This is a genomic window from Amycolatopsis sp. NPDC043887 (genome assembly GCF_056435665.1).
This window is the reverse complement of sequence record NZ_JBWKEB010000004.1, coordinates 355302-381543: the sequence shown is the minus strand read 5'-3', so window position 1 is coordinate 381543 and position 26242 is coordinate 355302. Positions and strand designations below refer to the sequence as shown.

The following is a 26242-nucleotide window of genomic DNA, read 5'->3' as shown; positions in this document are numbered from 1 at the left end:
CTCTGGCTTAATCGGCGCGGAGCCGCTGGACGAGACGGCGAGCAGGCAACGCCATCGCCCCCAGGCCGATCGACGTCGCGACCTCGTCCGTGGGCGTGACGAGCAGGTGGTCGATCTCGTCGAGCAGCCTGCGGCACCGATCGAGTTTGTCCGGGTCACCCGAACGGGCAACCTCGGCGAGTGCTTCGAGCAGGTCGGCGACGATCCCGCGCGCGTGCTCGCCGGGATGCCGGAACGGCTGCTCACTCCGGGCGGCCTCGCTCACGGCGTCGATCAGCTGGGCGAGCGGCTGCCACAGGGAAATGAGGTTCGACAAGGGCTCCTCGCGGATCTCACGCCGTCCGCGGAGGTTCAGGTACCGGCCCTCCCGGGTCCAGCCGATCGCGTCTTCCGCCTCCGCGGCCAGGCTGCGGACGTCCCGCAGCCGGTCGTCGAGACCGTCGGCCGAATCGCCGCCGCGGACCAGTTCCGCGGTCTCGTCGAGGACGTCGGCGATCGCCCCGGCCAGCCTGGAGGTCGCCTCCCGCAGGCGTTCGCCGTGCAGCGGCGGCAGGATCACCGCGTTGAGCACCGCGCCGATCGCCGCACCCAGCGCGGTCTCCAGCAGCCGGTCGGCGAGCAGGACCGGTTCGGTCGCGCTGCCGTAGGAGACCAGGAGCATGCCGGTGATCCCGACCCACACCCCGGAATCACCGAACCCCCGCCACGAGCCGAGCAGCAACCCGGTGAAGACGACCAGTCCGAGCGCGACCGTGACGGACGGGATGACCTGGCCCGCGCCCGCCGCGAGCAACACCCCCACGCCGACCGCGCCGACCTGCTGCGCCCAGCCGCGCAGGGAGCGGTAAACGGTGGCCTGCACCAGGAACACCGCGGCGTACGGCGCGAGGAAGGGTTGTGGCAGCCGCAGCACCGAGGTCGCCACGATCCACGCGATCACCGCCGCGGCCGTGGCCTTCGTGGTCTGGATGAGACTCCGGCGTTCCTCGCCCGGAACCCGGAACGCCCGGCCGGCCCAGGCGAACGGCGCCGTCCATGGGTGCCGGGCGCCCATCACGGCCCCGGAGGCGCCAGGTGGACGACCTTCGTCTGCGTCATCTCGTCGAGCAGTTCGGGCCCGTAGCCGTAACCGCTGCCGCTGGCACCTCGCGGATGGGCGGCTCCGCCGGGCGCGCCACCGAAGACGTTGTTGATCTTCACGGTCCCGACCGGGAGTTCGCGCCATGCCCGCTGCGCGTGCGCCATCGAGGAGGTCAGCACCGTGGCGGCGAGCCCGTACTCGCCGTCGGCGGCCTGGCCGAGTGCCCGCTCGAAGTCCGCGACCACCGTCACCGGCGCTACCGGGCCGAACGTCTCCTCGCGGAGAATCCGCATCCCGGAGGTACATCCGGTGAGGACGGTCGCCGGGTAGAAGGCGCCGGGACCGTCCGGCACGACGCCGCCGACGAGCGGATCGGCGCCTTGCGCGATCGCTTCCGCGACCTGGGCGTGCACCCCCTCGCGGTGACGCCGGTCGACGAGCGGGGCCAGTTCGCGCCGGCCCGCTTCGGCGACCAGCGCGGTGATGAAGGCGTCCGCGACGTCCTGGTGCACCAGGATCCGTTCGACCGAGACACAGATCTGCCCTGAGTTGGCGAACGCCCCGGTCGCCGCCTGACCGGCCGCCCAGACCGGATCCACGCCGGCGTCGACGACGAGCGGATCGTTGCCACCGTTCTCCAGCAACGCCTTGGCGCCGGTCTTCGCCGCGCTCGCCGCGATCGAACGACCCGCGACGCTACTGCCGACATGCGCGATGACGTCGACATCCGCATGGGCCGCGAGTTCGGCGCCGACGGTCCCGTCACCCTGCACGGTCTGGAGCACTCCCTCGGGAAACGCCTCGGACAGCACGTTCCCCAGCCAGGCGCCGGTGTGCGGGCAGCGTTCACTCGGCTTGTGCACCACCGTGTTCCCCGTGACCACCGCGGCACCCAGCAGCCCGCAGGCCACGGCGACGGGGTCGTTCCACGGCGTCAGTGCCACGACCACGCCCCGCGGTTCGGGCACCATCAGGTCGGTGGCCGACCGATCACCCAGCAGGGACCGCCCGCGGTGCACCGGACCCAGTTCGGCGTACTGCTCCAAGGTCCCGGCTCCGGCGAGAACACCTTCCTCGGCTTCGTCGCGGGGCTTCCCGGTCTCGCTCTCGATGAGGACGGCGAGTTCACCCGCCCGCGCCCGGAGCGACCTGGCCGCGTCCTTCAGCGCGATCCCGCGTTCGGCCGCCGGTGTGGCGGCCCAGCCCGGGGCTCGCCGTTTCGCCGTGGCGATCGCCGTTTCGACGCCATCGGGGGTCGCCGCCTTGACTCTGCCGACGAGCCTGTCGTCGGCGGGGTCGCGGATCTCCAGCACGGCAGGCCGGTCCACCGTCGTCATTCGCACCTCCTCGAAAGTGTTCGCAGACCGGTTACCCGGTGTCGTTTCGCCGAAACGGTGCCGGGGTAGCCGCGAGGGAACCCACCACCGCGAAGGGGCGAGATCTGTGGCACAACATCGAGAGGACGCGAAGGACGAGCAGCTGGGCGCGAACCGCGTGGATCCGGAGCGGTCCGCGCTGACGACGCAGCAGGGTGTCCGCGTCGATCACACGAACGACTCCCTGACCGCCGGAGCCCGGGGCCCGACACTGCTGGAGGACTTCCACGCACGCGAGAAGATCACGCATTTCGACCACGAGCGCATCCCCGAACGGGTCGTGCACGCGCGCGGCGCGGGTGCCTACGGCTTCTTCGAGGCCTACGACGACGCGCTGGCCGACTACACGGTCGCGGAATTCCTCACCAGCGGCGAGAAGATCCCCGTGTTCGTGCGGTTCTCCACCGTCGCCGGTTCGCGCGGTTCGGCCGACACCGTCCGCGACGTCCGCGGCTTCGCGACGAAGTTCTACACCCGTCAGGGCAATTACGACCTCGTGGGCAACAACATGCCGGTGTTCTTCATCCAGGACGGCATCAAGTTCCCCGACTTCGTGCACGCGGTCAAACCCGAGCCGCGCAACGAGATCCCACAGGCGCAGTCGGCGCACGACACCTTCTGGGACTTCGTTTCGCTGCAACCGGAGAGCCTGCACATGGTGCTCTGGCTGATGTCCGATCGCGCGCTGCCGCGCAGCTACCGGATGATGCAGGGCTTCGGCGTCCACACGTTCCGGCTCGTCAACGCCGACGGCGAGGGCACCTTCGTGAAGTTCCACTGGAAGCCCGTGCTCGGCACGCATTCCCTGGTTTGGGACGAATGCCAGAAGATCGCGGGCAAGGACCCCGACTTCAACCGGCGCGACCTGTGGGACGTCATCGAGGCCGGGCAGTACCCGGAATGGGAGCTGGGCGTCCAGCTGGTGGACGAGGACTCCGAACACGAGTTCGACTTCGATCTGCTGGACGCGACGAAGATCATCCCCGAGGAGCAGGTGCCGGTGCGGCCGGTCGGGCGGATGGTCCTGGACCGCAACCCCGACGACTTCTTCGCCGAGACCGAGCAGATCGCCTTCCACACCGCGAACGTGGTACCCGGCATCGACTTCACCAACGATCCGCTGCTGCAGGCACGGAACTTCTCGTATCTCGACACTCAGCTGATCCGGCTCGGCGGCCCCAACTTCTCCCAGCTCCCGGTGAACCGGCCGATCGCCCCGGTGCACACGAACCAGCGCGACGGTTACGGGCAGCAGAGTATCCACAAAGGACGGACGAGCTACTTCCCGAACTCGCTCGGCGGTGGCTGCCCGGCGATCGCCGATTCCGGCGTCTTCCGGCACTACACCGAAGCCGTGGCCGGCCACAAGATCCGGGAACGCAGCGAGAGCTTCAAGGACTTCTACAGTCAGGCGACGCTGTTCTGGAACAGCATGTCCCCGGTCGAACGCGAGCATATCGTCGCCGCGTTCCGGTTCGAACTCGGCAAGGTCGAGGACCGGGAGGTCAGGGCGCGGACCGTCGCCGAGCTCAACAACGTCGACCACGGCCTGGCGGCCCGGGTGGCCGAGGGGATCGGCGTGACCGTGCCCGCCGCTCCGGCCATGCCACACCATGACCGCTCCTCCCCCGCGCTTTCCCAGCTCAACCAGCCCCCCGTCGCTCCGACCAGCCGGAAGGTCGCGGTGCTCGCCGCCGACGGGGTGGACACGATCGGCGTCGGCCGCCTGGTCGAGGCGCTGACCGAGCAGGGCGCGAACGCCGAGGTCCTCGCGCCGACCGAAGCCGAACTCCGGCCGGGCGGTGAGGGGACCCGCTGCGGCCGGACAGGCAGCTCAACACCATGGCTTCGGTGCTCTACGACGCCGTCGTCGTCCCGTGTGGTCCGAGCGCGATCAACATCCTCGAACGCGACGGGTACGCCGTGCATTTCGTCGCCGAGGCGTACAAGCACGGCAAACCGGTGGCCGCCTTCGGTTCGGGTCTGGACCTGCTACGCCGTGCCGGGGTGACGTCGAAGCTGGCCGACGACACCGAAACCCTGATCGACCAGGGCGTGGTGACCACCACGGCGGCCGAGGCGACCCTGCCCGACGGCTTCTTCGCCTCGTTCCTCGCGCAACTGGGCGAACATCGCTCGTGGCAGCGGAAGACCGACGCGATCCCGGCGTGACCGGAGTTTGCGGCCGTGGCACCCGGGTACCGGAAGAGGGTGAGCGACCTCGACTACACGATCGTGATCCCGACGACCGGCCGGGAGAATCTCCACACGCTCCTGGCCGGGATCGAAGCCGCCGGGGAACCCCGGCCCGCGCGGATCATCGTCGCCGACGACCGGCCCGGCGGCGATGATCTGCGGCTTCCCCCGTCCAGTACGGAAATCGAAGTGGTCCGCTCCGGCGGACGCGGTCCTGCCGCAGCCCGTAACGCGGGCTGGCGGCGCGCCCGGACCGAGTGGATCGCCTTTCTCGACGACGACGTGGTGATCGGCTCGGACTGGCCGCGGAAACTCGCCGATGACCTCCTCCCCCTCGAGCCGGAGACGGCGGCGTCGCAAGCGCGGCTCGTCGTACCGCTGCCGCCGGACCGTCGTCCGACCGACGACGAACGCGGAACCGCCGGGCTGGAGACGGCCAGGTGGATCACCGCCGACATGGCCTACCGCCGGTCCGTGCTCGCCGACGTCGGCGGATTCGACGAACGGTTTCCCCGTGCCTACCGGGAGGACTCGGATCTGGCCTTGCAGGTCGCCAAGGTGGGTCACCTCATCGCACGGGGTGAACGCGTCACCGTCCATCCGCCCAAGCGATCGGGTCCGCTGGCCAGCCTCCGCGCCCAGCGGGGCAACGCCGACGACGCGCTCATGCGGCACAAGCACGGTGTCCTCTGGCGACAGCAGACCGGAGCCGGACACGGACGGCTCGAACGGCACGTGCTGGCCACCGTGAGCGCGGCGGGCGCCGTGGCGCTGTTCGCGCTGGGACGCCGTAAGGCCGCCACCGCGGCGGCCGGAGTGTGGGCGGGGCTGACCGCCGAGTTCGCCGCGCGCCGGATCGCGCCGGGGCCGCTCACCCCGGGAGAGGTGTCGCGGATGCTCCTGACCAGCGTCCTCATCCCGCCCGCGGCCTGCTATCACCGGCTCCGCGGGGAACTGCGGCACCGGCTCTCACGGCGGCCGCAGGCCCTGCTGTTCGACCGGGACGACACCCTCATCGTCGACGTGCCCTACCTCGACGATCCCGGCGGCGTCCGCCCAGTGCCCGGCGCCAAGGAACTTCTGCACGGCATCCGGGCGGCGGGGATCAGGATCGGTGTGGTCAGCAACCAGTCCGGGGTGGCGAAAGGACTGATCACCCCGGATCGGCTGGCCGCCGTGAACGCCCGCGTCGAACAGGTCCTCGGCCCGTTCGGCACCTGGCAGGTCTGCGTGCACGACGACGGCGACGGCTGCGCCTGCCGCAAACCCGCGCCGGGCCTGGTGCGCCAGGCCGCGGAGGCGCTCGGCGTGGACGTCCGCCACTGTGTGGTCATCGGCGACACCGGTGCCGACGTGGACGCCGCCCTCGCGGCCGGAGCCCGCGGGATCCTCATCCCGACCGCGCGGACCCGGCCGGAGGAGATCGCCCGCGCCCGTCGCCGGGCGACCGTCGCGCGGGACCTCGCCGAAGCCGTGCATCTGGCCGTCGCGGGTACTCGATGAACGTCCTGGTCGCGAGGATGGACAACCTCGGCGACGTCCTGCTGGCCGGTCCCTGCGTCCGCGCGGTCGCGGCCGGGGCGGAACGGGTGGTCCTGCTGACCGGACCCCGGGGCCGTGCCGCGGGCGAACTGCTGCCCGGAGTGGACGAGGTCATCAGCTGGTGCGCCCCGTGGATCGACCCCGAGCCCCCGCCCGTCACCCAAGAGGACACCGACGCGCTCGTCCGGCGCTTGCGCGCGTTCTCCTTCGACGCGGTCTTGATCTTGACGTCGTTCCACCAGTCCCCGCTCCCGCTGGCGCTACTGCTGAGGATGGCGGGCGTGCCGTGGATCGGCGCGGTCTGCGAGGACTACCCCGGATCGCTGCTGGATCTGCGGCATCGCGTTCCCGGTGATCCGCCGGAGCCGGTCCGGATGCTTTCCCTGGCCGAGGAAGCGGGATTCTCGTTGTCACCCGGCGACGACGGCGGTCTCGCGATCCGTGAACCGCTGCCGCCCGTGGACGGGCTCGTCGGCGATGAGGGCTACGTGGTCTTCCATCCGGCCGCGTCGGTTCCGGCCAGGCAACCGTCGGCCGAGCGCTCGGCCGCCATCGTGCGGGCGCTGTCGGACGCCGGGCACCTCGTGGTCGTGACCGGGTCCCCGTCGGAAAGCACGCTGACCAAGGAAGTGGCCGGAGACGCGCTCGATCTGGGCGGCCGCACGGGACTGTCCGAACTGGCGGCCGTGCTCGCCGAGGCGGACGTCGTGGTGGCGCCGAACACCGGCCCCGCCCATCTCGCGGCCGCCGTCGGGACGCCAGTCGTCTCGCTGTTCGCGCCGGTCGTGCCGGCTTCGCGCTGGGCGCCGTACGGAGTGCCGTCCGAAGTGCTCGGCGACCAGCACGCGGCGTGCAGGGACAGCCGGGCCCGGGTCTGCCCCGTGCCCGGCCACCCGTGCCTGGACCGCCTCGCGCCCGAAGCCGTCGTCGACGCCGTGGCGCGCCTCAGCCGGGTGTCGTCTCGCCACCCAGCGCGGCGATGACCTCGCCGCTGTAGTACGACGAAAGCCGGTTGGACGCCAGGAAGACGTACGACGGCGCGAGGTCGTCGGGATGCGCCGCCCGCTCGAACGGGACCTGGAGGCCGAACTTCTCCACCTTCTCGGGCGGGAAGGTCGACGGGATCAGCGGTGTCCACACCGGACCGGGCGCGACGCAGTTGATCCGGACGCCGCGATCGGCCAGGGCCTGCGCCATCGCGTACGTCCAGGCGTGCACTGCACCCTTGGTCGCGGAGTAGTCGATCAGCGATTTGTTGCCCCGCAGGCCGTTCACCGAGCCGGTGTTGATGATGACCGAGCCCTCGCCCAGATGGGGCAACGCGGCGTTGGTCACCCGGAAGAAGCTGTGGATGTTCACGTCGAAGGTATGCGTCCACTGCTCGTCGGTGAGCTCCTCCGGAGAGTCGACCGGCCACTGCGTGGCGACGTTGTTGACCAGGATGTCCAGGCCGCCGAGCTCCTTCACGGTCCGGTCCACGATCCCGCGGCACTGCGCCGCCTCGGCGAGGTCACCTGGCAGGAGGAGACATTCGCGCCCTTCAGCGCGTACGCGTTCCTCGGTGTACTTCGCGTCTTCGTGCTCGTTGAGGTAGGCGATCGCCACGTCGGCGCCCTCCTTCGCGAAGGCGATGGCGACCGCGCGGCCGATCCCGGAGTCACCGCCCGTGATCAACGCGCGCTTGCCAGCCAGCAGTTCGCGCCCCTCGTAGTCCTCCATGGAATCACGAGGCCGCGGGTCCATTTTCGACGTCACGCCCGGTGGTTCCTGCTGCTGCGGCGGCCGTAACCTGTCTGCCATCGGGTTCCCTCCCGTCGGATGCTTTCGCCGACGGTTACCCGGATGGCCGCTTTCTCGAACATGCCCGCTCTCGTGCCTGACGGCGGTGTCGCGAAAGCTTTCTTCGCATCACCACGGCCGCGCGTGAAGGGGCCCTTCCCTCGGCTCAGCCGAGGAAACTCGACCTTCACACCTTCCCTAGTACATGAAGGCCTCCTTCCTTGCGCCTGGCGCAGTGAAGGAGGCCTTCATGTACTAGACAAAGACTGGTCCAGAGCCGGTCGGGGCTTGTGAGGCAGGTGCGAAGGGCACTCGGCCACGCCGGTCCGGAACCCTCAGTGCACCCGCCGGTCCTCCGCCGTCCCCCGGTACCGGATCGTCCACAGGCTGCGCCGGATGTACGTCCGCTGCAACCACCGGTCCCGCCCGTTGTGCCGCGCGAAGAACTGCGACCGCGCGTGCAGGCCCTTCCGGTTGTTGATCAGCAGCGCGGTCCCCGGCTCCAGCTTGACCTGATGCGCGACCTCACGGCAGACCCGCTGCAGCTCCTCCAGCGCCTGCTCCGCCTCGACGGTCTCCCCCACCACGCCGTTGGCCGAGATCGCCACTTCCGGGGATTCCGCCGGCCCGGAGATGACCGCCACGGGGTCGGAGAGCACGTCGGCCCCCTTGGCCACGTCACGCACGTAGCTGCCGGGCGCGTTGAGCCGGAAGAGCGGGCGGCGCAGGATGTCGAGCACCTCCGGGGCCAGGGCGGCCGAGATGTCCCTGCCGTCGGCGTAGTAGGTGACGGCTTCCTTGTTCCCGTCCTGGCGGACGCAGTTCAGCACCAGGAAGTCCGGATTGGACACGTCGTAGCGGCCGACCTCGTCGTGCACGATGTCGTTGTGGAAGTTCAGGAACACGTGCGAGCTCTGGTTGGTCTGGCTCCGCGCCCCCGCCGACACCGGGACGACGTCGTGCACGAGCCGCCCGCTCTTCTCGGTGGTGAACCCGACCGGCTCGCCGAGTAGCTGGCTCAGTCCCAAAAGGACGGTCTCGGCGACGAACGTCATCTTGTCCTTGCTGGGTTCCCCGTCGATCGGCGTCTCGGGGAGCTCCGGGTCCACCGGCAGGTTGCGCACGAGCGCGACGCCGGGGGTGTCGACGTGTCTGCCGAAGTCCAGGATCGTCTGCAACTGGTCGATCGGCAGCTTCGAGAACGCGACACGGAGCATCGCCAGCGAGCGGTCGATATCGTCGACAGGGTTCGGGAAGGACCGCAGCTCGCTCCCGATGGTGTCCCGGACCTCGTCGGTGAGCGCGACCTCGGCGAAGGTGCTGACTAGGGTTTCCTGCTTGCTGGTCATGGTGTCCTATCTACTTTCCGCCGCCGCTGGACCGGCGGTCTTGTCCGAGTCCTTTCCGGACTTCTTCCCGAACTTGGCGATGAAGGCGAGCGCCGGGGCGGTCGCGATCGTCGACACGAGCGTCATGATCACGAGCATCGCGAACACCGCCGGGCTGATCACCTTCAGCTGGAGGCCGACGTTGAGCACCACCAGTTCCGTCAGTCCCCGGCAGTTCATGAGCGCCCCGAGTGACAGCGATTCGCGCCAGCCGACGCCGGTCAGCCGAGCCGCCGTGGTGCTGCCCGCCCATTTCCCGAACACCGCCACCGCCGTGATCACCACGGTCCACAGCCACAGCGATCCGGAGCCGAGCAGGCTGAACTCGGTGTGCAGCCCGGTGTAGGCGAAGAACAGCGGCAGCAGCAACGTCAGGGTCACGCTGCCGAGCTTCCCGGCCGCGCGGGTGACGACCGGCTCGTTCCTCGGCGCGATCACCCCGAAGAGGAAGGCGCCGAAGATCGCGTGGATGCCGATCTCGTTGGTGGCCAGCGCCGACAGCATGATCCCGCCGAGCAGGATGGCCAGCACCGCGGACTCCGGCACGCGGGCGAGCGCCTTCGCCAGCAACGGCCGGACGACGGAGAGCATGACCACGACGAACACCAGGGTCAGCCCGACGGTCAGGAAGACCTCGGACGGAGTTCCGCCCTGGCTGACGGCGACCACGACGGCCAGCAGGCACCACGCGGCGACGTCGTCGACGGCGGCGCAGGTGAGCGCCAGCGCCCCCAGCGGCGTCTTGGACAAGCCACGATCGGTCAGGATCCGCGCCAGTACCGGGAACGCGGTCACGCTCATCGAGACCGCGATGAACAGTCCGAAAGCGAGGAAGCCGACGTCACCGCCGAAGGTCGGGTACATGCCGAGCGCGAGCACGATGCCGCAGACCATCGGCAGCGCGATGCTGACCTGGCTGACCGTCACGGCGGTGAACCCGCGCCTCCGCACCGCGCCGAGATCGATCTCCGAACCGACCAGGTACATGAAGAAGATCAGGCCCAGCTGCGAAAGGATGTTGATCGCCGAGACCACCCCGCCGGGGAACAGCCAGCCGAACGCGCCGGGCCAGACGAGCCCGAACAGCGATGGCCCCAGCAGGATGCCGGCGACGATCTCGCCGATCACCGCGGGCTGGCCGAGCCGCCGGGCCAGGACGCCCGCCAGGTAGCAGGCGCCCAGGATCACCGGCAGCGCGACCAGGAGGCGTGCGTAGGTGTCGGGCCCGCCGCCCGCGGCCTTGGCGCCCGTGCTCGCGACAGGCGCGTAGGCCGACCCCAGGCCGAGCACCACGACGACGACCACCGCCGGAACCGCGATCAACGCCGTCCCGACGACGATCCGGCGCAGCGTGGTGCGCCCGCCCCGGTCCCGCACAGCCGAATCCATCGATTTTCTCTCCCTAACCGGCACGCAGTTCCAGCGTGCAGCACTTGACACTGCCGCCCGCCTTCAGCAATTCGGACAGGTCGGCACCGATCGGTTCGAAGCCGCGTTCCCGCAGCTGGGCGGTCAGCGCGGTGGCCGCCTGCGGCAGCACGACGTGCTTGCCGTCGGAGACGGCGTTGAGGCCGAAGACGGCGGCGTCGTCTTCGGACGCCAGGATCGCGTCGGGATACAGCTCTTTCAGCAGCAGACGACTCTCCTCGGAGAACGCGCCCGGGTAGTACATGACCATGTCGTCGTCGAGGACGGCGAGCGCCGTGTCGAGGTGGTAGTACCGCGGGTCGATCAGCGTCAGCCGGGTCACCGGGCGGCCGAAGAACTCGCGCGATTCGTTGTGCGCCTCCGGGTTCGTGCGGAACCCGGTCCCGGCGAGGATCGTGTTCCCGGCGACGAGGTAGTCGCCCTCCCCCTCGTTGACCCACTGCGCCTGCCGCACGTAGCGGTATCCGTTGTCCCGGAACCATTCCAGGTACGCGGCGGACTCGCCGGCGCGTTGCACGTGGTGGAAACGCGCGACGAGCACCTGCCCGTCGACCACGGTGGCGCCGTTGGCCGCGAACACCATGTCGGGCAGACCGGGCAGCGGATCGAGCAGCTCGACACGATGCCCCAGGTCGACGTACAGGTCACGCAGCCATTCCCACTGCGCGATGGCCAGCTCGGTGTCCGTCGGTTTCTTCGGGTCCATCCAGGGATTGATCGAGTACTCGACGTCGAAATACGTCGGTCTGACCATCAGGTAGTGCCGTTGGGTGGCAGTCCGTGACACGCTTCCTCCACGCGGTTTTGGGCGTCTTCCGCCACCGGGCCCTGGGTAAGGGCCCGGTTTCGCCTAACAGAATCCGTTGCTAATTCTGGGTTTCGGAGAGTTTGACCTCGATCTTCCCGGCGAGGTCGTTGGCATTGCGCATGGCTTCGTCGAAGGACGAGCCGAGCGCGCCGATGCCGCCGAAGATGTTGTTGCCGAGCGGCGGGCGCTTGATCAGGTCACCCGGCTTGGCGAAGATCTTCAGGTAGTACAGGGAATCCGATTCGTTCACCGCGGGTGGGACGTCGATCGAGGCGATCACGCCGCCGGGGCAGATCAGGCACATCGCGGCGGTGTGCAGCCCGGTCGGGCTGAAGTGCCCGACGTCCGGCCGTACGCCGCGAGAGACGTCCATGAGTCCCTTGATCGGGTCGTATCCCGCCGAAAGCCGCGCCATGTGGTCGAGTCCCCCGCCACCGGGCCGGACGGCGATCTCCAGCAGGAACGGTTTGCCTTGGTGGAATCGGACCTCGGCGTGCAGCGCGCCGCGGGTGAGCCCCTGCGCCCGCACTCCGGCGGCCACCACCGCGTGCACTTCGGCCACCTGCTCTGCGGTGAGCGACGTGGGCGCGTGGTGCACGTCGTCGTCGAACGTCTCGCCCTCCGAAGTGACCCGGTCCACAATGGACCCGAGGTAGACCTCGTCTTCCCATGCCACCGCTTCGATGAGGTGTTCATGACCGTCCAGAAAGGACTCGACGAGCAGGCCGTGCGGGCCGAGGTCCAGCCCTTCGGCCTCCATGTTGTACCAGGACATCCCGTCGATGCCTTCGCGCGCCTGCGCGTAGCGCTCCCGCATCTTCTCTTCGTCGTCGACCCGGAAGACGAAGTTGCTGGCCGCGCCGAGTGTCGGCTTGAGGATCACCGGATAGCCGAAGTCCTCGGCCGCTTGAAGAGCCGAATCGAGGTCTTCGACGAACCGGTAGTCCGGATGCGCGGCACCGCCCTTTTCGTGCGCCTGCCGCATGATCAGCTTGTTCCGGCTCGTCCGCGCCGCGTCGACGCCGATACCGGGCAGGCCGAGCGCTTCCGCGACCGCGGCGACCAGGACCACGCCGGATTCGGAGAAGGTGAGCACGCCGTCGAAGGACTCTTCCGCGTGCCAGGCCTTGGCGTGCCGGATCAGGTCGTCGATGTGGTTGCTGCCGGCGATCCGGTAGCGCTCGGACGGCCAGAGATCCTCGGTCCCGATCCCGTTGAGCACGTACAGCACGCCACCGAAGTCCTCGATCTGCTGATACCGGGGCAGGTAGTAGTAGGAGTTCTGGCTGGCTTCCAGCGCGAGCAGTTTCACGACACACCTCGCAGAGCAGGACGGATCGGGTGGACACCGCCCGCTCGCGCGAGCGGCCGGTCGAGCGGTTCGAGTCCGGTCTTGACCGGGTCGGCGCCGGTCAGGCGCGCGGCCAGGGACCGGGCGATCAGCGGGGCGAACTTGAACGACGAGCCGCCGCACGCCGCGTAGGTCAGGACCCGGTCGCCGAGGACGGCGAGCATCGGGCCGAGGGTGGAGCACCGGGCGAGGTAGTGGCAGTCCCGGGTGTCGACCAGCCAGTCCCGGCGGAAGCCAGGGATCAGCGTGGCGAACGTGTCGATCAGGTGTTCACGCCACCACGAGGGCACCGTGGCGCCGCCGATCTCGTCGACGACGCGGCACGCGCTCGCGGCGCTGAGCTTCAACGGCGTCCCGGCCACGGGCGGCACCAGCCACGCGCCCCCGTCGGAGCCGAGCGACGTGATCGCCGGGGTCGCGGCCCACGCGGCGGCGTCGGCGGGCGGGACGTCGCAGTAGAGCATCGTCTGCCGGTGCAGCACGAGTTCCCTGGACAGCGCGGGGGCCAGCAGCTCCCGGGACCACGGGCCCGCCGCCACCAGGACGGCGTCACCGCGGAGGGTCCCCCCGTCGGCCAGCCGGACCTCGGCCCGGTCTGCGTCGATCCCGGCCACCTTGCGATGCGGATGGAGTTCCGCGTTCGCGTGCCACCGCAGCCGCGTGGCGCACGCGGTCAGTACGCGATCGGCGAGCAGGACCCCCGCGTGCGACTCGAAGATCGCGCCCGTCCCGGGGACGAACCCGGCGTGCGGGAATTCCGCGGCGAGTTCGTCGGCGCCGAGCACTTCGGCCTTCGATCCGGCCGCGGTGAGCAATTCCCGCGCCGCCGTCGCCGCGTCCGCCGAAAGCGCGGTGAGCGCGCCGACCTGTTCGTAGAAAGACGTGGACAGCAGGTGTTCGAGCTCGATCCACGCGTGATGCGCGCCGACGGCGGCCGCCGTGGTGGCCGGGTCACCGGTATGCAACGCGCGCAGCACGCGGTGCCGGTCGAACGAGGTCGCGCCGGAGAACGGGATGTCCGCCTGGTCGGCGATCACCACTTCGTGCCCGGCCGACACACACTCCAGCGCGGTCAGCAGCGCGATGACACCACCGCCCGCGAACACGACTCGCATGGTCTTCCCCCTCCGGGCGAGACTTCGTTCGGGCACCACGAGGTACCCGGATGCCACTGCTGGGTGGTGGCATCCGGGCCTTGCCCCCGTCGGGCAAGGATTTCAGGAGGCGCGCGGGGTCACGAACGTGTCGTTGATGACGTAGCCGTCGAGGCCGTACGTCTCCCCGTACTCGATGAGATCGCTGGTGCGGTTGAGGAAACCGCGCCCGTTGTTGTTCAGCGAGGTGTTGCACAGCACGCTGAACCCGGTCTGCTCACGGAACGCCTCGAGCAGGTCGGTGATACCGGCGTTGCGCTCGCGCGTCACCGTCTGGGTGCGCGCGGTGCCGTCGACATGCGTGATGGCCTTCAACTCGTCGGAGGTGACGTGGTTGAAGTACAGCATGTACGGGTCCTCGACCGAGCCGACGAACCACTGGGGAGCGTCGGATTCCAGCGCGATCGGGGCGATCGGGCGGTAGTCCTCGCGACGCTTGATCTTGTTGAGCCGCACGGTGGTGTCCACGGTGAACGGCGCGGCGAGGATCGACCGGTTGCCCAGCGCCCGCGGGCCCATCTCGTACCGGCCGCGCGCCCAGCCGATGATGTTGCCGTCCTTGAGATACTTCGCGACCTCACTCGCCACGAGCGGCCGTGTCTCGTACTTGGCGGGATCCGGGACGACGTCCTCGACGAAGTTCTCCCCCGCGTAGACGTCCCATTCGATGGTCGCCTGCCCGGTGTAGAACCATTGCGCGTCGATGGCCGTGCCCAGTGCGGAACCGCTGTCGTTGGGGCACGGCGGTACGAACACCGACGAGAACAGGCCGCTCTCCCGCCACAAGCGGTTCCAGTCGCAGTTCAGGCCGCAGCCACCGGAGATCAGCAGTGGCAGGCCTTCGGACAGGTTCTTTTCGGCGTAGTCGTAGAACCGGTTGAAGATCGCCTGCGAGTGCTTCGCCGCCGCGTTGCGGTATTCCTGCGACCAGACACCGGCGTTGTACAGATGGGACCAGGACATCTCCTCTTTGGACAGACCGAGGATGATGCCGTCGCGGTCGAGGATGAAGTCGATCGTCTTCTGCTCGTCCGGCGTGAGCGGGCCCGGCTCGGCGAACCCGGTCAGCGCCATCTGCTTGCCGGCGTCGTTGAACCGGAACTTCCCCTTGCCCAGTGGGAAACCCGGGTCGGCCAGCGCGAAGAGATACGCGTACTTCGCGCCGGGGTCGGTCAGGACATGCTGCAGGTGCGTGGCCTCGCCGCGCTCATCGATCCGGTAGAAGTCACCGATGTTCCCTTCCCACACCAGGGAGTAGTACGCCTGGCCGGGCGCCGCGGGGGCCATCCCGAGGGAGGTGTAGATATGCGAGCGTTCGTGGGTCGAGGAGAAGTACCGCACGTCCTTGCCGAAGAACTTGCCCGCCTCATCGGAGATCGCGCCTTCGCCGACACCGAAGTATCCGGTGCGGGACGGCGGTTCCACCGAGAACTCCCCCTTGACCCAGCCGCCGAGCGCGACCACGTCGGGCTGCTTGTCGAGCATGCCCGCCGCGCGCGCCATCAGCTCGCCGGTGATCCGGTCGTAGCGCGGGTAGTTGTCCTTTTCCGACTCCAGCGCGAACAGCAGCTTGCCGTCCTCGATCGCCACGATCCCGCCATCGTGACCCTCTTTCATCGACAGAATCAGCATTGTGTCACCGAATTTCGCTCGCCTTCATTCGTCGACTCATTCAAGCCGCGCGGCCCGTTGACCGGAAGCGCCGCGCGGGGAGAACAATCAACCTTCGGACGAGCCTCCCGGCAGCGTGCGCACCGCCTCGTGGCGCAGCGATTCGAAAGCGTTCTTGCGCGTCCTGCGGCCCGCCATCGGGACGGCGGCGGCGAACGGGCCAGGTTCGCGTTGCCGCTCGGCGGCGAACGCGCTGACCAACCGGGACACCGCGTAGCGCCCGGCCACGTTGGCACGCTGGAGAAGTCCGGCGTCCACCACGGATTCGAGGAGTTCGTCGGCGGTCTCGATCATGATGCCCATCGCGGCGGCGATGCCGATCGACGTCGTCCAGCCCGCGCCGCTCTGCCCGAAGTGCCGGATGGCCTCCCGTTCGGTGGGCGACAGATGGTCGTACGCCGCGGAGAACCGGTCCCGCACGTTGACGTCACCGACACAGAGACTGTCCATGAGCCGTTCGCGATCGGCGAGCTGGCCCGCGGTGTACGCGATCGCCCATTCCGGGCGCGCGGCGATCTTGCGGCCGACGATGTTGACCGCCAGCGGAAGATCCCCGCACAGTTCGGCGATCGTGTCGGTGGCGTCGTGCTCCGCCCGTACCCGGCCCGGTCCGGCGATCCGGCCGATCAAGGCCAGCGATTCCTTGCGGGAGAACGTATCGAGCTCGATACGGTTCGTGTCCTCCAAGCCGAGCAGCCGGGCGCGGCTGGTGACCACGACCTGGCTGTGCGGGGTCTGCCCGAGCAGCGGCCGCACCTGGCCCTCGTCCCGGACACCCGTCAGGAGCACGAACAACCTGCGTTCCGCCAGCAGGGACCGGTACAGCCCGATCCGCTGCATCGGATCGTCGGGCACCAGATGGGCAGGCACGCCGAGCGCGCGCAGGAACCCGCGCACGATCCCGTTGGCCGAGCGGCCGCCGGAGCCGCTGTCGCCCAGCTCGGCGTAGAGCTGCCCGTCCGGGAAGTCCGCCGCGACCTCTTCCGCCAGCCGCAAGGCGAAAGCCGTCTTCCCCACCCCGATCGGGCCGCTGACGAGCAACGGCACCTTGACCGGCCCGCTCGCGCCGATCTTCTCGGCGGCGTCGGCCAGATCCCTTTCCCTGCCGACGAAAGTCCTCGATGCCATGGGCAGCTGAGCCGGACGGGCGAGGCGGATGACGCCGGATGCCGTCGCGTGCGCGCCGTCCGGCGGAGTGTCCGCCGGCGCGGGCGCACGATCCTCCCGTACCTCGGCGCCGGCGCCCGGCTGCCCGGCGACGCTCCGCCAACGTCGTTCCCACACCGCACGGTCCCCACCGCACGCGGAGACGAACGCCAACGTCACGGCGAGCGTCGGCAAGCGGTGGCCGCTCGCCGCGCTGGACAGCACGGAAGGTGCGAACAGTGCGGTCCTGGCGAGTTCCCGGTAACTCGGGTTTCCCGCCCGGTTCCTCAAAACGCGCAGATCGTGAGCGAATGCGGCGATCGGACCAGTGGAGCCGTCCAACGGTCGCTCGGGTCTGCCCATGCCCTCTCCTCCCCTGGATGGGTTAACGCAATCGCGCTGCGTGACCGCCATCCTTGTGACCTTCCTGACCACAACCCTAAAGGACCAATGAAGGATGCAGCAGATACAAATAGGTGACTCAATGTACAAAGTCCAATAGTTGGACGCGGAAATTCACCCCCTTGGTGGCACCGGATAGGGTTCGCCCATGTCTGCTCCCCTGCCCCCGCTCGCCGAACTGCGGCGGGCCGCCGAAGTGTTCAACGGCTTCGCGAATGTGGACGCCTCTTGGCTTCGGCTGCTGAAGGAAACGCGGTCCGCGATCGACCTGTCACAGCCCGCGCATCGCACAATTCTTCTTCGCTGGCTGAACTCGTGGGGATGCCGTATCCGGTACCCGCGGGACGGCGAACCCGCCCCCTTCGACGACAGTGTCCGCACCTGGTGGGAGATCTGGGGGACCACTCTCCCGTCGGCCGACCTGGCCGGCTTGACGGACGCGGAGATCGACACCGCCGCGAAGGCCTACGCGGACCTGTCAGGTGTCGTCGTCTCAGCGGGACGGACCAGGCGTACGCTGGGCCCGACCGCCGCGGCCAAGGCGCTGTATGCGTTGCGGCCCAACACGATCATGCCGTGGGACGCTGCCATCGCAGCCACCCTCCACGGTGCCCGTGACGGCGCCGCGTTCGGCGCGCACCTGCGGCTCGGCCGCGCGTGGGCCGCCGCGGTGATCGCCGAGGCGGGGGACGACGGGGCGGAAATCCCCGCACTGGCGGGCAGGCCCGTGTCACTGGCGAAGATCCTCGACGAATACCTTTACGTCGCCTTCACCATGGGCGCCAAGGGTGACTGGGGAACAGACAGTGGAGAATGGTGGAAAAATGGTAACCGGGGATGACGTCAGACGGATCGTTTCGGACCTGCCTCGCGCCTATGAAGCGCTGGTCCGCGACCGAGCGAAGTTCCGCGTGGGGCGAATCGTGTTCCTTTCGCTCTCGCCGGACGAAACCGTGATGGGATTCGGCTATCCCAAAGAGGAGCGGGAAGCACTGGTGGCCGGCGAACCGGAGAAGTTCATGATGCCGATTCCGTCCGATATGCGCTATCAGTGGGTCCGCGTCCGGCTGTCCGCGATCGATTACGAAGAGTTACGAGAACTGATCGTCGACTCGTGGCGAATGTGCGTGCCGAAGAAGGTCTGGACGGAATACCTGGAAAAGAACCCGAGCTGAACACTCCTTTCGGCGTGCGCCGTTCAGCCCTCTCGCTTACCCTTTTCGGTCGCGTGAATTCACCTTCGGGCGACAAAAGAGGGTAGAAATCCGGTGCCGCCCGACGCGAAGTCCGTGAAGGCCTCCTTCCCTACCCTGAAGGTAGGCAAGGAGGCCTTCACCACCTACCGGGGTTCTTGCGCGACAATGATCGCCGGGTTCGCGCAGGGTCAGGGGGGTCGTGAGTGGCGTTTCGGGTTCTAACCCGAAACGCCACTCACGACCCCCCTGACCCAACGCCTGCCGCCGGCAAGCCCGCGGGTTCGCGCCCCGAACGCGCGTGAAGGCCCCCTTCCCTCGGCTGTCCCAAGGGGAAGGGGGCCTTCACGCGCAAACGAGCTACTCGGCCACCTCTTCGATGGCTGAAGTTCCGCGGGAGCCGGGATTCCCATACCGTTCCCACACCTCGTTCAGCCGGATCCGCCCGTCCGGCAGGAACTCCGGCGTGTTCGTGCTGTGCCCCGCGATCACCTGACCGCTGACCAGCACCATCGTGTAGGCCATGTCGATCGTCCCGTCCTCGCCGCACTTCCCGGTCAGCGAGCCGAGCCGCACACCGCCGCCGGTCAACTCAGCCCACACCAGGTCGTCCTTCTGCCGGTACAGGGTGACCGGCGCGTTCGGATCCGTGCTGACCTTGCGGAACCGTTTACCGTCGTAGTTGATCATTCGTTCTGCTCCGTCCGGGTCGGGAACCAGAGGTCGTCCGAGGTCAGATCCGCGAGGTCGTACTTCCCGAGCGCGCTGGTGAGCAGCCGCAGCTCGAGTTCGAGGCAGCGCACCAGCCGCACGAACCCTTCGGCCGCGTCCTCGTCGACGGCGAGCAGCGCCGCCCGGCCGAGGCCGACCGCGGAAGCGCCCATCGCCAGGCACTTGAGCGCACGGGCCCCTTCCCAGATCCGCCCCGACACCAGCAACGACGCGTCGTGCTTGCCGACCCGGCGCAGGCATTCCACCAGCGGCAATCCCACCTGGTCGAGGAAGACCGACGGCGCCCAGCCGGTGCCGCCCTCGGCACCGTCGACGGTAACGGCGTCCGCCCCCGCCGCCCACGCGACCCGCGCGGCCTCGCCGACGTCGCGGCCCGGATGCAGTTTCACCCAGGCCCGGGCCCGCGGGTAGTTGTTGCGCATCAGGTGGATCTGCTGGCGCAAGATCTCCCCGGTGAAGGTGCCGGGGCTGCTGGAACGCAGCACCATGGCCTGTTCCTTACCGAAGGCTTCGTCCACTGTGTACTGTTCGGCGATCTCGCCGGCGGCCGTGCGCGAGAGCACGGTCATCCCGCCGAGCCCCGGTTTGGCGCCCTGCCCCACCTTGAGCTCGAACGCCAGCCGCCCGGTCTCCAGCAGTTTCGTCGCGGACGGGTCACTGTAGACGAGGTTCCACACCTCCGCGTCGGCGTCTTCGGTGCTCTGCTGCACGACGACACCGCCCAGCCCGTCCGGTACGGCGTCGGCGTACGCGCGGATCCGTCCGAGCAGGCCGTCTTCGGCGCTTTCGCCCATCCGGCCGTATCCGTGCATCGGCACGACGTTCTCGCCGATCACCATCGGCATCCCGAGTCTGCCCGCCTGTTCGCTCGCGGCGATCCCGAGCCCGCTGCCCGCCACCTGCGTGGAGCCGAACGCGCACAGGAACACCGGCGACGGCGCGGTGAACCCGCCGAGGACGGTCGACAACCCGACATCGCCGTACACCGGTTCACGCGCGAGGTCGAACATCTTCTCCAGGCGCCGCGGGACGAACACCGGCGGCACGATCCGCGCGCGGTCGAGTTCATCGGTACCCGAGTCGGCGTCCGCGCCGAACAGCGACCGGCCGTATCCCGCGACGTCGGGGAAGACAGCCGCGCTGCCTTCCCGCGCCCTGGCCCGGATCGCGTCTTCGGGGAGCTGCCGCGCGGTGATCACGGCGCCGCGATCCCGGGCAGCTTCGGGTACGCGTTGGCCTGCCAGATCGCGTCCAGCCCGGCGATGTACCGCGTCACCCGCTCCAGCCCCATCCCGAAGCCCGCGCTCGGCGGCAGCCCTTCGCGCGCGAGGTCGAGGTACCAGGCGTACTTCGCCGGGTTCTCCCCCGTCTCCCGCATCCGCTCGATCAGCCGCCGGTACTCGTGCGTGCGCTCACCGCCACTGCAGAGTTCGCCGAACCCGTCCGAGGCGATGAGGTCGAAGTTCCGCAGCACCCCCGGTTCGGTGCTGGACTCGCCGTCGGTGAACCCGCGCGAACCCTTGGGGTAGTCGACGATGAAGAACGGCCGGTTCGTCTGCTCCGAGATGATCCGCTCGCCCTGCCAGTCGATCTCCGCGTCGGCGCTCTGCCCGTGCCGCAGGCCCTGCAGCCGCGACACCGCCTCGCGGTGCGTCATCCGCTCGAAATCCTCGTCCAGCAGCGCCGTGAACGCTTCGGGATCCCGGCCGAGCGCGGCAAGGTCCACTTTGGACTCTCGCAGGGTATGGGCGACCACGTGCCGGAGCAGGCCCTGAGCGACGTCGAGGACCTCCTCGCGGCTCGCCCGCGCCACTTCGACGTCGATCTGGGTGAACTCGACCAGATGCCGTCCGGTGGTCGAGGTCTCCAGCGGCTCCAGCCGCACGTTCGGGGCGACATAGAAGATCTTGTCGAACGCGAGCAGCGAAGCCTGCTTGTACAGGATGACGCTGGTCATCATCTTGTACTTGTGCCCGTAGTAGTCGACGTCGACCTGCTTCGCACCACGGCATCCCGGGTCGGTGACCGGCCCGATCAGCGGCGGTTGCAGTTCCACGAAACCGTTCATGCCGAGGTATTCGCGGGTGCCCGCGGTGATGCTGTTCTGGATGCGCAGCGCCGCCTGCGTCACCGGCGACGTCAGATGCTCGCGGGTGCCCGGCGGCAGCGCCGCGGCCGATGGTCCGGTCATGTCCTACTCCCCTGTGTCAGTCGGTTCACGGGCTCGATTCCCGGCAGCCCGTACTTCTCGTCGAACGACCGCTCGACGTAGCGGAGCGCGTCCAGCAGATCGCCCGAGGTCATCCGCCGTTCCGCGGGCAGGTCGACGAGGTCGCCCAGCGGCATCGCGCCGATCCGCTGCCACTCCAGGCGGCCGCCGGCGTCCAGCCGTCCGCGCGCGCGGCCCGCGTTGTCCGGATGCAGGCAGAACGGGACGTCCAGCTGACCCCGCGCGAACGCCGTGACCAGCGCCCTGCCGAGGTCGGTGTCGAGCGAAAGAACGTTGTCCACCAACGCTTTCGCCTGCGCGTGGATCCCGGTGTCACCGAGCCTGCCGATCCGGGACACACCCCGCGCGGCCTCGGCGGCGTGCTCCAGCGCGGTCACGTTCTCCGCCACGGTCGGCAGCCGGTGCGCTTCGGCGGTGGTCTTGACGATCAGCCTGCTCGCGCCGGTGCGGGCGGCCAGCCGCGCGGACGCTGCGATCAGCTCCAGCGCGCCGCCCGGTGTCCTCGGGTGGACGCCCATGTAGCCGTAGATCACCACATGCGTCCGCGCGTGCGGCACGTATTCCGCGATCAGCGCGTGCAGCGCGGCGACGGCCTCCTCGTCCTGCCCGGCGTGGGTCTGCTGCGCGTAGCTGAAGGACAGGCAGCGGATCCCGTGCCGCCAGAAGAACATCCCCTCCAGCACGCTCAGCGCGACCAGCAGCGCCGGTGGGCACAACTGACCCATCATGCAGCCGCCGAAGGTCTCCAGGTGCGGCTCCAGTTCGGGACCGCGGGCCTCGGCCAGCGTTTCGCACGAGCGCCGCCAGTTGTCGACGGCCGCCGAAAGCGGCATGCGGCTGTACGGCAGGCAATACGACACCGGACCGCCCTCGGTCGCGTGCAGCCCGAAGTCCAGCAGGGACCGGACGATCCGGCGGGGGTCCGCCGAACCGTGCCGGACCTGCACCGGGAAGTCCCCGGTCAGCACTCCGTCGAGCAACGCCGTCGTCGTCGCGGGATCGTGGTCGACGAGCGGGTACCCGTTGAGATCGGCACCGGCCGCCAGCGCCGCGCGAGCCGCCTCGTGGTCGCCGACCCTGGTGTAGCTGTCGATCGTGATCGTGCCGACCGTCGCGGCCCGCGCCGCCCTGGTCGCCAGCAGTCCCCGGGTCATCCGCCCCGGATCGGCGAACCCCATGCGGGGCTGGACGACCAGGTCACCCCTGGCGTGGTGGCGCGCGACCACCTCGCCGAACGAATGTCCCCGCCGCGGGGTGAGCACGCTCATCCGGCGCCCAGCGGGACACCGGGGGCGCGCACGGACAGGGTGCGGAGGAAGGTCCGGAACGGCGTCAGCCCGCCGGAGTCCTCGAACACCGCGTCGAAGCCGGCCTCCAGCAGCCGCGCCGCGTTGCTGCCGCCCGTGACGTCGAGCTTCCCGCCGATGACGACCGGCATCGTGACCAGCTCCGCCCGCGCGCGGAAGGTTTCCATCAACCGGACGCCGTCCTGACGGCCGTGCCCGTTGAGGCTGCTGATCACCAGCAGGTCCGGCCGCCGGGTGACGCATTCGCGCACGATGGTCGCGTCCGGGACGCAGGCGCCGAGGTTGGTGACCCGGCAGCCCAGTTCCTCCAGCAACAGCTCCAGGTACACCAGGTTCCAGGTGTGCGCGTCGGACGAGAGCCCGGTGACGATCACGTCGAGATCGGCGTCCGGGAGCGTGGACTGGACGGCTTCGATGGTCATGGTGCGGCGTTCTCCCTCTCTTCGCGGTCCGGCCGCACGTCGATCTCGATCAGCGCGACCGCCTCTTCGGCCAGGCGTGACGCCTCCGCCGGGCTGTCCGCGGTCACCATCAGATCGCCGACGCGGTCCCACGAACTGCGCAGTCCGCCGAACCGGTCGCCCGCCGAAACCCCGACGTCGCACATGAACACGCCTTCGGACTGCGACGCCTTCTCCACCCCGCGCACGTCCGCGATGAGGCCCGGCTCGATCGAGAGGAACCGGACCGCGGCGCCGCCTTCGGCCTTGCGTGGCAAGACGTCCACGACCGGCTCGTCCTTCATCACCGAGAAGTAGGCGCGGTTCAGCTCCACCGGGTAGGCGCGCTGGATCAGCTCGATGATGCCGTCGCCCGCGAACCGGCCGGCGCATTCGACCAGGTACGGGACGCCGTCCGAGACGATCCATTCGCAGTGGACGATCCCGGTGCGGAACCCGGCCGCGCCGGTGAGCCGCCGCGTCTCCTCGGTCAGCGACACCGTCAGCTCGTCCGGGATGTCGGCGGGGACGATGTGCGCGAGTTCGATCGGACGCGGCCCGGGGAACAGCCGCTTGCCGGTGACGTTGGCGAACAGCGGCTCGCCGTCCCGCAGCAGCATCTCGACGCTGTACTCGTCGCCCTCGACGAAGCTCTCGGCCAGCATCTTCAGTTCCATCGCGCGGTCCGGGACGAAGATCCCTTCGTCCTGCACGACGCAGTTCGCCCACGCCTGCTCGGCCTCGGCCGGGTCGGTGAGCACCTGTGTCCCCACCGACGCCTGCCGGTTCGCGGGCTTCAGCACGGTCTTCCCCGGATGCCGCGCCATGAACTCACGGACCTGTTCGGGGCTTTCGACGCGCGCCGAAGCCGGATTCGCGATCCCCGCCGCCCGGCTGACCAGGCGCAGCACCGCCTTGTCCCGCAGGATCTGCGCCGCGCCGAACCCCGCGCCCGGCAGGCCGTAGCGTTCCGCGAGCCTCGCCGCGAACGGGGTCGCGTACTCGGTCAGCGGGACGACTGCGGCCGGATCGAGGTCGTGGTGGACGTGGTAGAACTCGTCCGCCTTGCCGGGAAGGTGGAATTCCCACTCGATCAGCTCGCGCACCAGCGCCGAACCGGCCACCGTCGTCCGTGCGTCGCGTTTGCGGACGACGTCGGGTTCTTCGACGAAGATGACCGAGCCGTTCGGCTGGAAGTCCTTGATGGACGAACCCAGGGCCGCGGCCACGAACCCGACCAGCACCACCGGGCGCGTCATGACTCGTCCTCGACGTAATACCAGTTCTCCGGATTGATCAGGCCGTACGGGTTGATCGGCGAGAACCCGCGCAGGTTGCCCGCGACCTCGAACAGCCGCCGCGGGAACGTCGGCATGAAGATCACCGGAGCCTGGTCGGCGATGTACTCCTGGTACTCGTAGAGCGCTTCGAGGGAGTCGGTGGTGACGGTCTTCGCGATCAGCTCGTCCGCTTTGGCGTCCCGGTAGTTGCTGAAGTTGCAGGCGGCGCCGCTCTGGAAGAGGTTCTCGCCGGTCGGGTAGTTGTAGACCCAGCCGCCGCCCCAGCAGGACAGCTGCCACATCCGCTTCTCGCCGGGGCCGTCCTCCGCCACCAGCACCGACCCCATCACCTCTTCGAGGCGGATCTCGATGCCGGCCTTCGCCGCGTCGTCCCGGAACTGCGCCATGAGCCGCGCCAGCGACGGCCGCCCTTCCCAGTAGCGCAGGGAGAAGCTCAGTTCGGTGCCGGCCGGGATGCCCTCGCCCGCTTCACCGGGGCCGGTGCCGGGCCGGACGCACACCGCGGGTGAGGTGGTGACGTCCCAGCCGTTGTCGGCGAGCAGCTGCCGCGCCTTCTCCAGGTCGAACGGCCAGAACCCGCCACGCTCGGCGATCTTCGGCGAGACCAGGTCGCTCTTGGGCAGCACCGGGATCGACCCCGTCTGGCTCCAGCCGTAACCCTGGTAGACCTCGCGGGCCCCGTACTCCTGGTCGAAGCAGCTCTGCAACGCCTGCCGGACGTAGGGCTGCCTGATCATGTTCCCGGCGACGGTCGGGTTGCTGAAGTTGACCGCCATGAAGTTGATGTTGAACAGGATCTGCGGTTCCAGCTGGAAACCGTCGCCGAGCGGGTTGGGCCCGCCCTTCGTCGGGTCGCCGTCGGGCTGGACGCCCATCCCCGGTGGCAGGAAGCCGACCTGGACGTCACCGGACTGCAGCAGTTCGTACTGCTGCTCGTCCGACGTCGTCGAGACCTGGCGCAGCTCGTCGAGATGCGGCGGGTTGGGCCCGCTGTAGTGCTCGTTCGGGACGAAGGTGACGACACCTTCCTCGGTGTAGCTCTTGAGCCGCCACGGCCCGTTCACGACACTCCACACAGGACTGTCGGCCCAGCGCGTGCGGTGCGAGTTGTCCTCCTCGACGACGTCACCGTTCTCCGCCATCAGGAACTCGTAGACCGCTTCCGCCTGACCGATGTCGTGCGTCGCGTCGGCGGGCCCGGCCGCGGTGCGGTCCCACGCCTTCGGCATCGGGGTGATCATGGTGAGCTGGTTCAGCAGCACCCAGTTCTTCGAATACGCCTTGTCGAACGTGAAGCTCACCTTGTCGTCGGCGACCTTCCCGAACGACACCAGGTTGTCCGGGAAGTAGCCCTCGGAGTACGCGCCGAACCTCGGCCCCTTCACTTTCAGCATGTTCATCCAGAAGATGACGTTGTCCGCGCAGACCGTCTCGCCGTTGGACCACTTCCACGGTTTGATCCGGACCACGCAGGTGCGGCCGGTCTCGTCCCACACCGGCTCTTCACCGACGCTGAGATCCCAGTCGATCTCCGGCGCGCCGTCCCGGCCCAGCCAGTACAGCGGCCGGTACATCAGCATCTGGAACTCGTAGAGGCTCCGCACGCCGAAGCGTTCGCCCGGGGTGAAGGGGAAGATCACCGCGGGCGGGAACCCGGGCAGGCAGGCCCAGGTCGCCACGCCGCCCTTGATCGGCTTGTCCGTCATGACTTTCGCTT

21 protein-coding genes and 1 pseudogene are annotated in these 26242 nt (G+C 69.1%); 5 read left to right on the top strand and 17 right to left on the bottom strand.

Features of this window, described 5'->3' with window-relative positions; translation table 11 throughout:
* Positions 1-7 precede the first annotated feature (7 nt).
* Both AC069H_RS13610 and AC069H_RS13605 read right to left on the bottom strand, forming a co-directional pair.
* Positions 8-1054 (bottom strand): FUSC family protein, encoded by a 1047-nt coding sequence (locus tag AC069H_RS13610; protein WP_478232448.1) that lies wholly within the window; start codon positions 1052-1054, stop codon positions 8-10.
* On the bottom strand, positions 1054-2418 hold the full coding sequence (locus AC069H_RS13605) for an aldehyde dehydrogenase family protein (protein WP_478232447.1): 1365 nt from the start codon (positions 2416-2418) through the stop codon (positions 1054-1056). The genes AC069H_RS13610 and AC069H_RS13605 overlap by 1 nt, the downstream gene beginning before the upstream one ends.
* A gap of 106 nt (positions 2419-2524) precedes the next feature.
* Between AC069H_RS13605 and AC069H_RS13600 the strand changes: the two are divergent.
* The 3 genes and pseudogenes from AC069H_RS13600 (at position 2525) to AC069H_RS13590 (ending at position 7178) form a co-directional block, all read left to right on the top strand.
* Positions 2525-4629 (top strand): annotated as a pseudogene (locus AC069H_RS13600) (catalase).
* A gap of 39 nt (positions 4630-4668) precedes the next feature.
* Positions 4669-6156 (top strand): HAD-IIIA family hydrolase, encoded by a 1488-nt coding sequence (locus AC069H_RS13595; RefSeq protein ID WP_478232446.1) that lies wholly within the window; start codon positions 4669-4671, stop codon positions 6154-6156.
* On the top strand, positions 6153-7178 hold the full coding sequence (locus AC069H_RS13590; RefSeq protein WP_478232445.1) for a glycosyltransferase family 9 protein: 1026 nt from the start codon (positions 6153-6155) through the stop codon (positions 7176-7178). Before AC069H_RS13595 ends, AC069H_RS13590 begins: the two co-directional genes overlap by 4 nt.
* Here AC069H_RS13590 and AC069H_RS13585 read toward each other — a convergent pair.
* The 8 genes from AC069H_RS13585 to AC069H_RS13550 form a co-directional block, all read right to left on the bottom strand.
* Positions 7141-7995, bottom strand: coding sequence for an SDR family oxidoreductase (locus tag AC069H_RS13585; RefSeq protein ID WP_478232444.1), 855 nt, complete (start codon positions 7993-7995; stop codon positions 7141-7143). The genes AC069H_RS13590 and AC069H_RS13585 overlap by 38 nt on opposite strands.
* A gap of 314 nt (positions 7996-8309) precedes the next feature.
* Positions 8310-9323, bottom strand: a complete 1014-nt coding sequence (locus AC069H_RS13580) for a TauD/TfdA family dioxygenase (RefSeq protein WP_478232443.1) — start codon at positions 9321-9323, stop codon at positions 8310-8312.
* A 6-nt stretch (positions 9324-9329) separates the two neighbouring features.
* On the bottom strand, positions 9330-10751 hold the full coding sequence (locus tag AC069H_RS13575) for a cation:proton antiporter (protein WP_478232442.1): 1422 nt from the start codon (positions 10749-10751) through the stop codon (positions 9330-9332).
* A gap of 13 nt (positions 10752-10764) precedes the next feature.
* Positions 10765-11577, bottom strand: a complete 813-nt coding sequence (ddaH, locus tag AC069H_RS13570; protein WP_478228898.1) for a dimethylargininase — start codon at positions 11575-11577, stop codon at positions 10765-10767.
* A gap of 79 nt (positions 11578-11656) precedes the next feature.
* Entirely contained in the window at positions 11657-12910 is a 1254-nt protein-coding gene (locus AC069H_RS13565; RefSeq protein ID WP_478232441.1) for an ATP-grasp domain-containing protein, read from the bottom strand.
* A complete protein-coding gene (locus AC069H_RS13560) occupies positions 12907-14064 on the bottom strand; it encodes an NAD(P)/FAD-dependent oxidoreductase (protein WP_478232440.1) in 1158 nt (385 codons plus the stop codon). Before AC069H_RS13560 ends, AC069H_RS13565 begins: the two co-directional genes overlap by 4 nt.
* 102 nt (positions 14065-14166) lie before the next feature.
* Positions 14167-15735, bottom strand: coding sequence for a carbamoyltransferase C-terminal domain-containing protein (locus AC069H_RS13555; RefSeq protein ID WP_478232439.1), 1569 nt, complete (start codon positions 15733-15735; stop codon positions 14167-14169).
* Between the two features lie 87 nt (positions 15736-15822).
* The gene (locus tag AC069H_RS13550) at positions 15823-17283 is read right to left on the bottom strand and encodes an NB-ARC domain-containing protein (RefSeq protein WP_478232438.1); all 1461 of its coding nucleotides are present in this window, start codon (positions 17281-17283) and stop codon (positions 15823-15825) included.
* A gap of 187 nt (positions 17284-17470) precedes the next feature.
* Here AC069H_RS13550 and AC069H_RS13545 point away from each other — a divergent pair, with 187 nt between their 5' ends.
* Both AC069H_RS13545 and AC069H_RS13540 read left to right on the top strand, forming a co-directional pair.
* Positions 17471-18163: a hypothetical protein gene (locus tag AC069H_RS13545; RefSeq protein ID WP_478232437.1), complete on the top strand. Its 693-nt coding sequence runs from the start codon at positions 17471-17473 to the stop codon at positions 18161-18163.
* On the top strand, positions 18147-18497 hold the full coding sequence (locus AC069H_RS13540; RefSeq protein ID WP_034319694.1) for an MmcQ/YjbR family DNA-binding protein: 351 nt from the start codon (positions 18147-18149) through the stop codon (positions 18495-18497). Before AC069H_RS13545 ends, AC069H_RS13540 begins: the two co-directional genes overlap by 17 nt.
* A gap of 378 nt (positions 18498-18875) precedes the next feature.
* Here the strand turns inward: AC069H_RS13540 and AC069H_RS13535 are convergent, their stop codons facing one another.
* From AC069H_RS13535 to AC069H_RS13505, 7 genes are read right to left on the bottom strand one after another with little or no spacing between them, the layout of a single operon-like run.
* Positions 18876-19205, bottom strand: coding sequence for an avidin-fold protein (locus tag AC069H_RS13535; protein ID WP_478230109.1), 330 nt, complete (start codon positions 19203-19205; stop codon positions 18876-18878).
* A complete protein-coding gene (locus AC069H_RS13530) occupies positions 19202-20446 on the bottom strand; it encodes a glutamate synthase-related protein (protein ID WP_478232436.1) in 1245 nt (414 codons plus the stop codon). Before AC069H_RS13530 ends, AC069H_RS13535 begins: the two co-directional genes overlap by 4 nt.
* Positions 20443-21438 carry an asparagine synthetase A gene (locus AC069H_RS13525; protein WP_478232435.1) on the bottom strand — a complete coding sequence of 332 codons (996 nt, stop codon included), beginning with the start codon at positions 21436-21438 and terminating at the stop codon, positions 20443-20445. The genes AC069H_RS13530 and AC069H_RS13525 overlap by 4 nt, the downstream gene beginning before the upstream one ends.
* Positions 21435-22745 (bottom strand): methylaspartate mutase, encoded by a 1311-nt coding sequence (locus AC069H_RS13520; protein WP_478232434.1) that lies wholly within the window; start codon positions 22743-22745, stop codon positions 21435-21437. Before AC069H_RS13520 ends, AC069H_RS13525 begins: the two co-directional genes overlap by 4 nt.
* Positions 22742-23206: a cobalamin B12-binding domain-containing protein gene (locus AC069H_RS13515; protein WP_478232433.1), complete on the bottom strand. Its 465-nt coding sequence runs from the start codon at positions 23204-23206 to the stop codon at positions 22742-22744. Before AC069H_RS13515 ends, AC069H_RS13520 begins: the two co-directional genes overlap by 4 nt.
* Positions 23203-24483: an ATP-grasp domain-containing protein gene (locus tag AC069H_RS13510; protein ID WP_478232432.1), complete on the bottom strand. Its 1281-nt coding sequence runs from the start codon at positions 24481-24483 to the stop codon at positions 23203-23205. The genes AC069H_RS13515 and AC069H_RS13510 overlap by 4 nt, the downstream gene beginning before the upstream one ends.
* A complete protein-coding gene (locus AC069H_RS13505) occupies positions 24480-26231 on the bottom strand; it encodes an ABC transporter substrate-binding protein (RefSeq protein WP_478232431.1) in 1752 nt (583 codons plus the stop codon). Before AC069H_RS13505 ends, AC069H_RS13510 begins: the two co-directional genes overlap by 4 nt.
* Positions 26232-26242: the final 11 nt, after the last annotated feature.

Bases quoted from the DNA above. Each gene is read 5' to 3' on its own strand.
- AC069H_RS13610 (WP_478232448.1), bottom strand. From the start codon at position 1,054: ATGGGCGCCCGGCACCCATGGACGGCGCCGTTCGCCTGGGCCGGCCGG.
- AC069H_RS13605 (WP_478232447.1), bottom strand. From the start codon at position 2,418: ATGACGACGGTGGACCGGCCTGCCGTGCTGGAGATCCGCGACCCCGCC.
- AC069H_RS13590 (WP_478232445.1), top strand. From the start codon at position 6,153: ATGAACGTCCTGGTCGCGAGGATGGACAACCTCGGCGACGTCCTGCTG.
- AC069H_RS13585 (WP_478232444.1), bottom strand. From the start codon at position 7,995: ATGGCAGACAGGTTACGGCCGCCGCAGCAGCAGGAACCACCGGGCGTG.
- AC069H_RS13580 (WP_478232443.1), bottom strand. From the start codon at position 9,323: ATGACCAGCAAGCAGGAAACCCTAGTCAGCACCTTCGCCGAGGTCGCG.
- AC069H_RS13575 (WP_478232442.1), bottom strand. From the start codon at position 10,751: ATGGATTCGGCTGTGCGGGACCGGGGCGGGCGCACCACGCTGCGCCGG.
- AC069H_RS13560 (WP_478232440.1), bottom strand. From the start codon at position 14,064: ATGCGAGTCGTGTTCGCGGGCGGTGGTGTCATCGCGCTGCTGACCGCG.
- AC069H_RS13555 (WP_478232439.1), bottom strand. From the start codon at position 15,735: ATGCTGATTCTGTCGATGAAAGAGGGTCACGATGGCGGGATCGTGGCG.
- AC069H_RS13550 (WP_478232438.1), bottom strand. From the start codon at position 17,283: ATGGGCAGACCCGAGCGACCGTTGGACGGCTCCACTGGTCCGATCGCC.
- AC069H_RS13545 (WP_478232437.1), top strand. From the start codon at position 17,471: ATGTCTGCTCCCCTGCCCCCGCTCGCCGAACTGCGGCGGGCCGCCGAA.
- AC069H_RS13540 (WP_034319694.1), top strand. From the start codon at position 18,147: ATGGTAACCGGGGATGACGTCAGACGGATCGTTTCGGACCTGCCTCGC.
- AC069H_RS13535 (WP_478230109.1), bottom strand. From the start codon at position 19,205: ATGATCAACTACGACGGTAAACGGTTCCGCAAGGTCAGCACGGATCCG.
- AC069H_RS13525 (WP_478232435.1), bottom strand. From the start codon at position 21,438: ATGACCGGACCATCGGCCGCGGCGCTGCCGCCGGGCACCCGCGAGCAT.
- AC069H_RS13520 (WP_478232434.1), bottom strand. From the start codon at position 22,745: ATGAGCGTGCTCACCCCGCGGCGGGGACATTCGTTCGGCGAGGTGGTC.
- AC069H_RS13515 (WP_478232433.1), bottom strand. From the start codon at position 23,206: ATGACCATCGAAGCCGTCCAGTCCACGCTCCCGGACGCCGATCTCGAC.
- AC069H_RS13510 (WP_478232432.1), bottom strand. From the start codon at position 24,483: ATGACGCGCCCGGTGGTGCTGGTCGGGTTCGTGGCCGCGGCCCTGGGT.
- AC069H_RS13505 (WP_478232431.1), bottom strand. From the start codon at position 26,231: ATGACGGACAAGCCGATCAAGGGCGGCGTGGCGACCTGGGCCTGCCTG.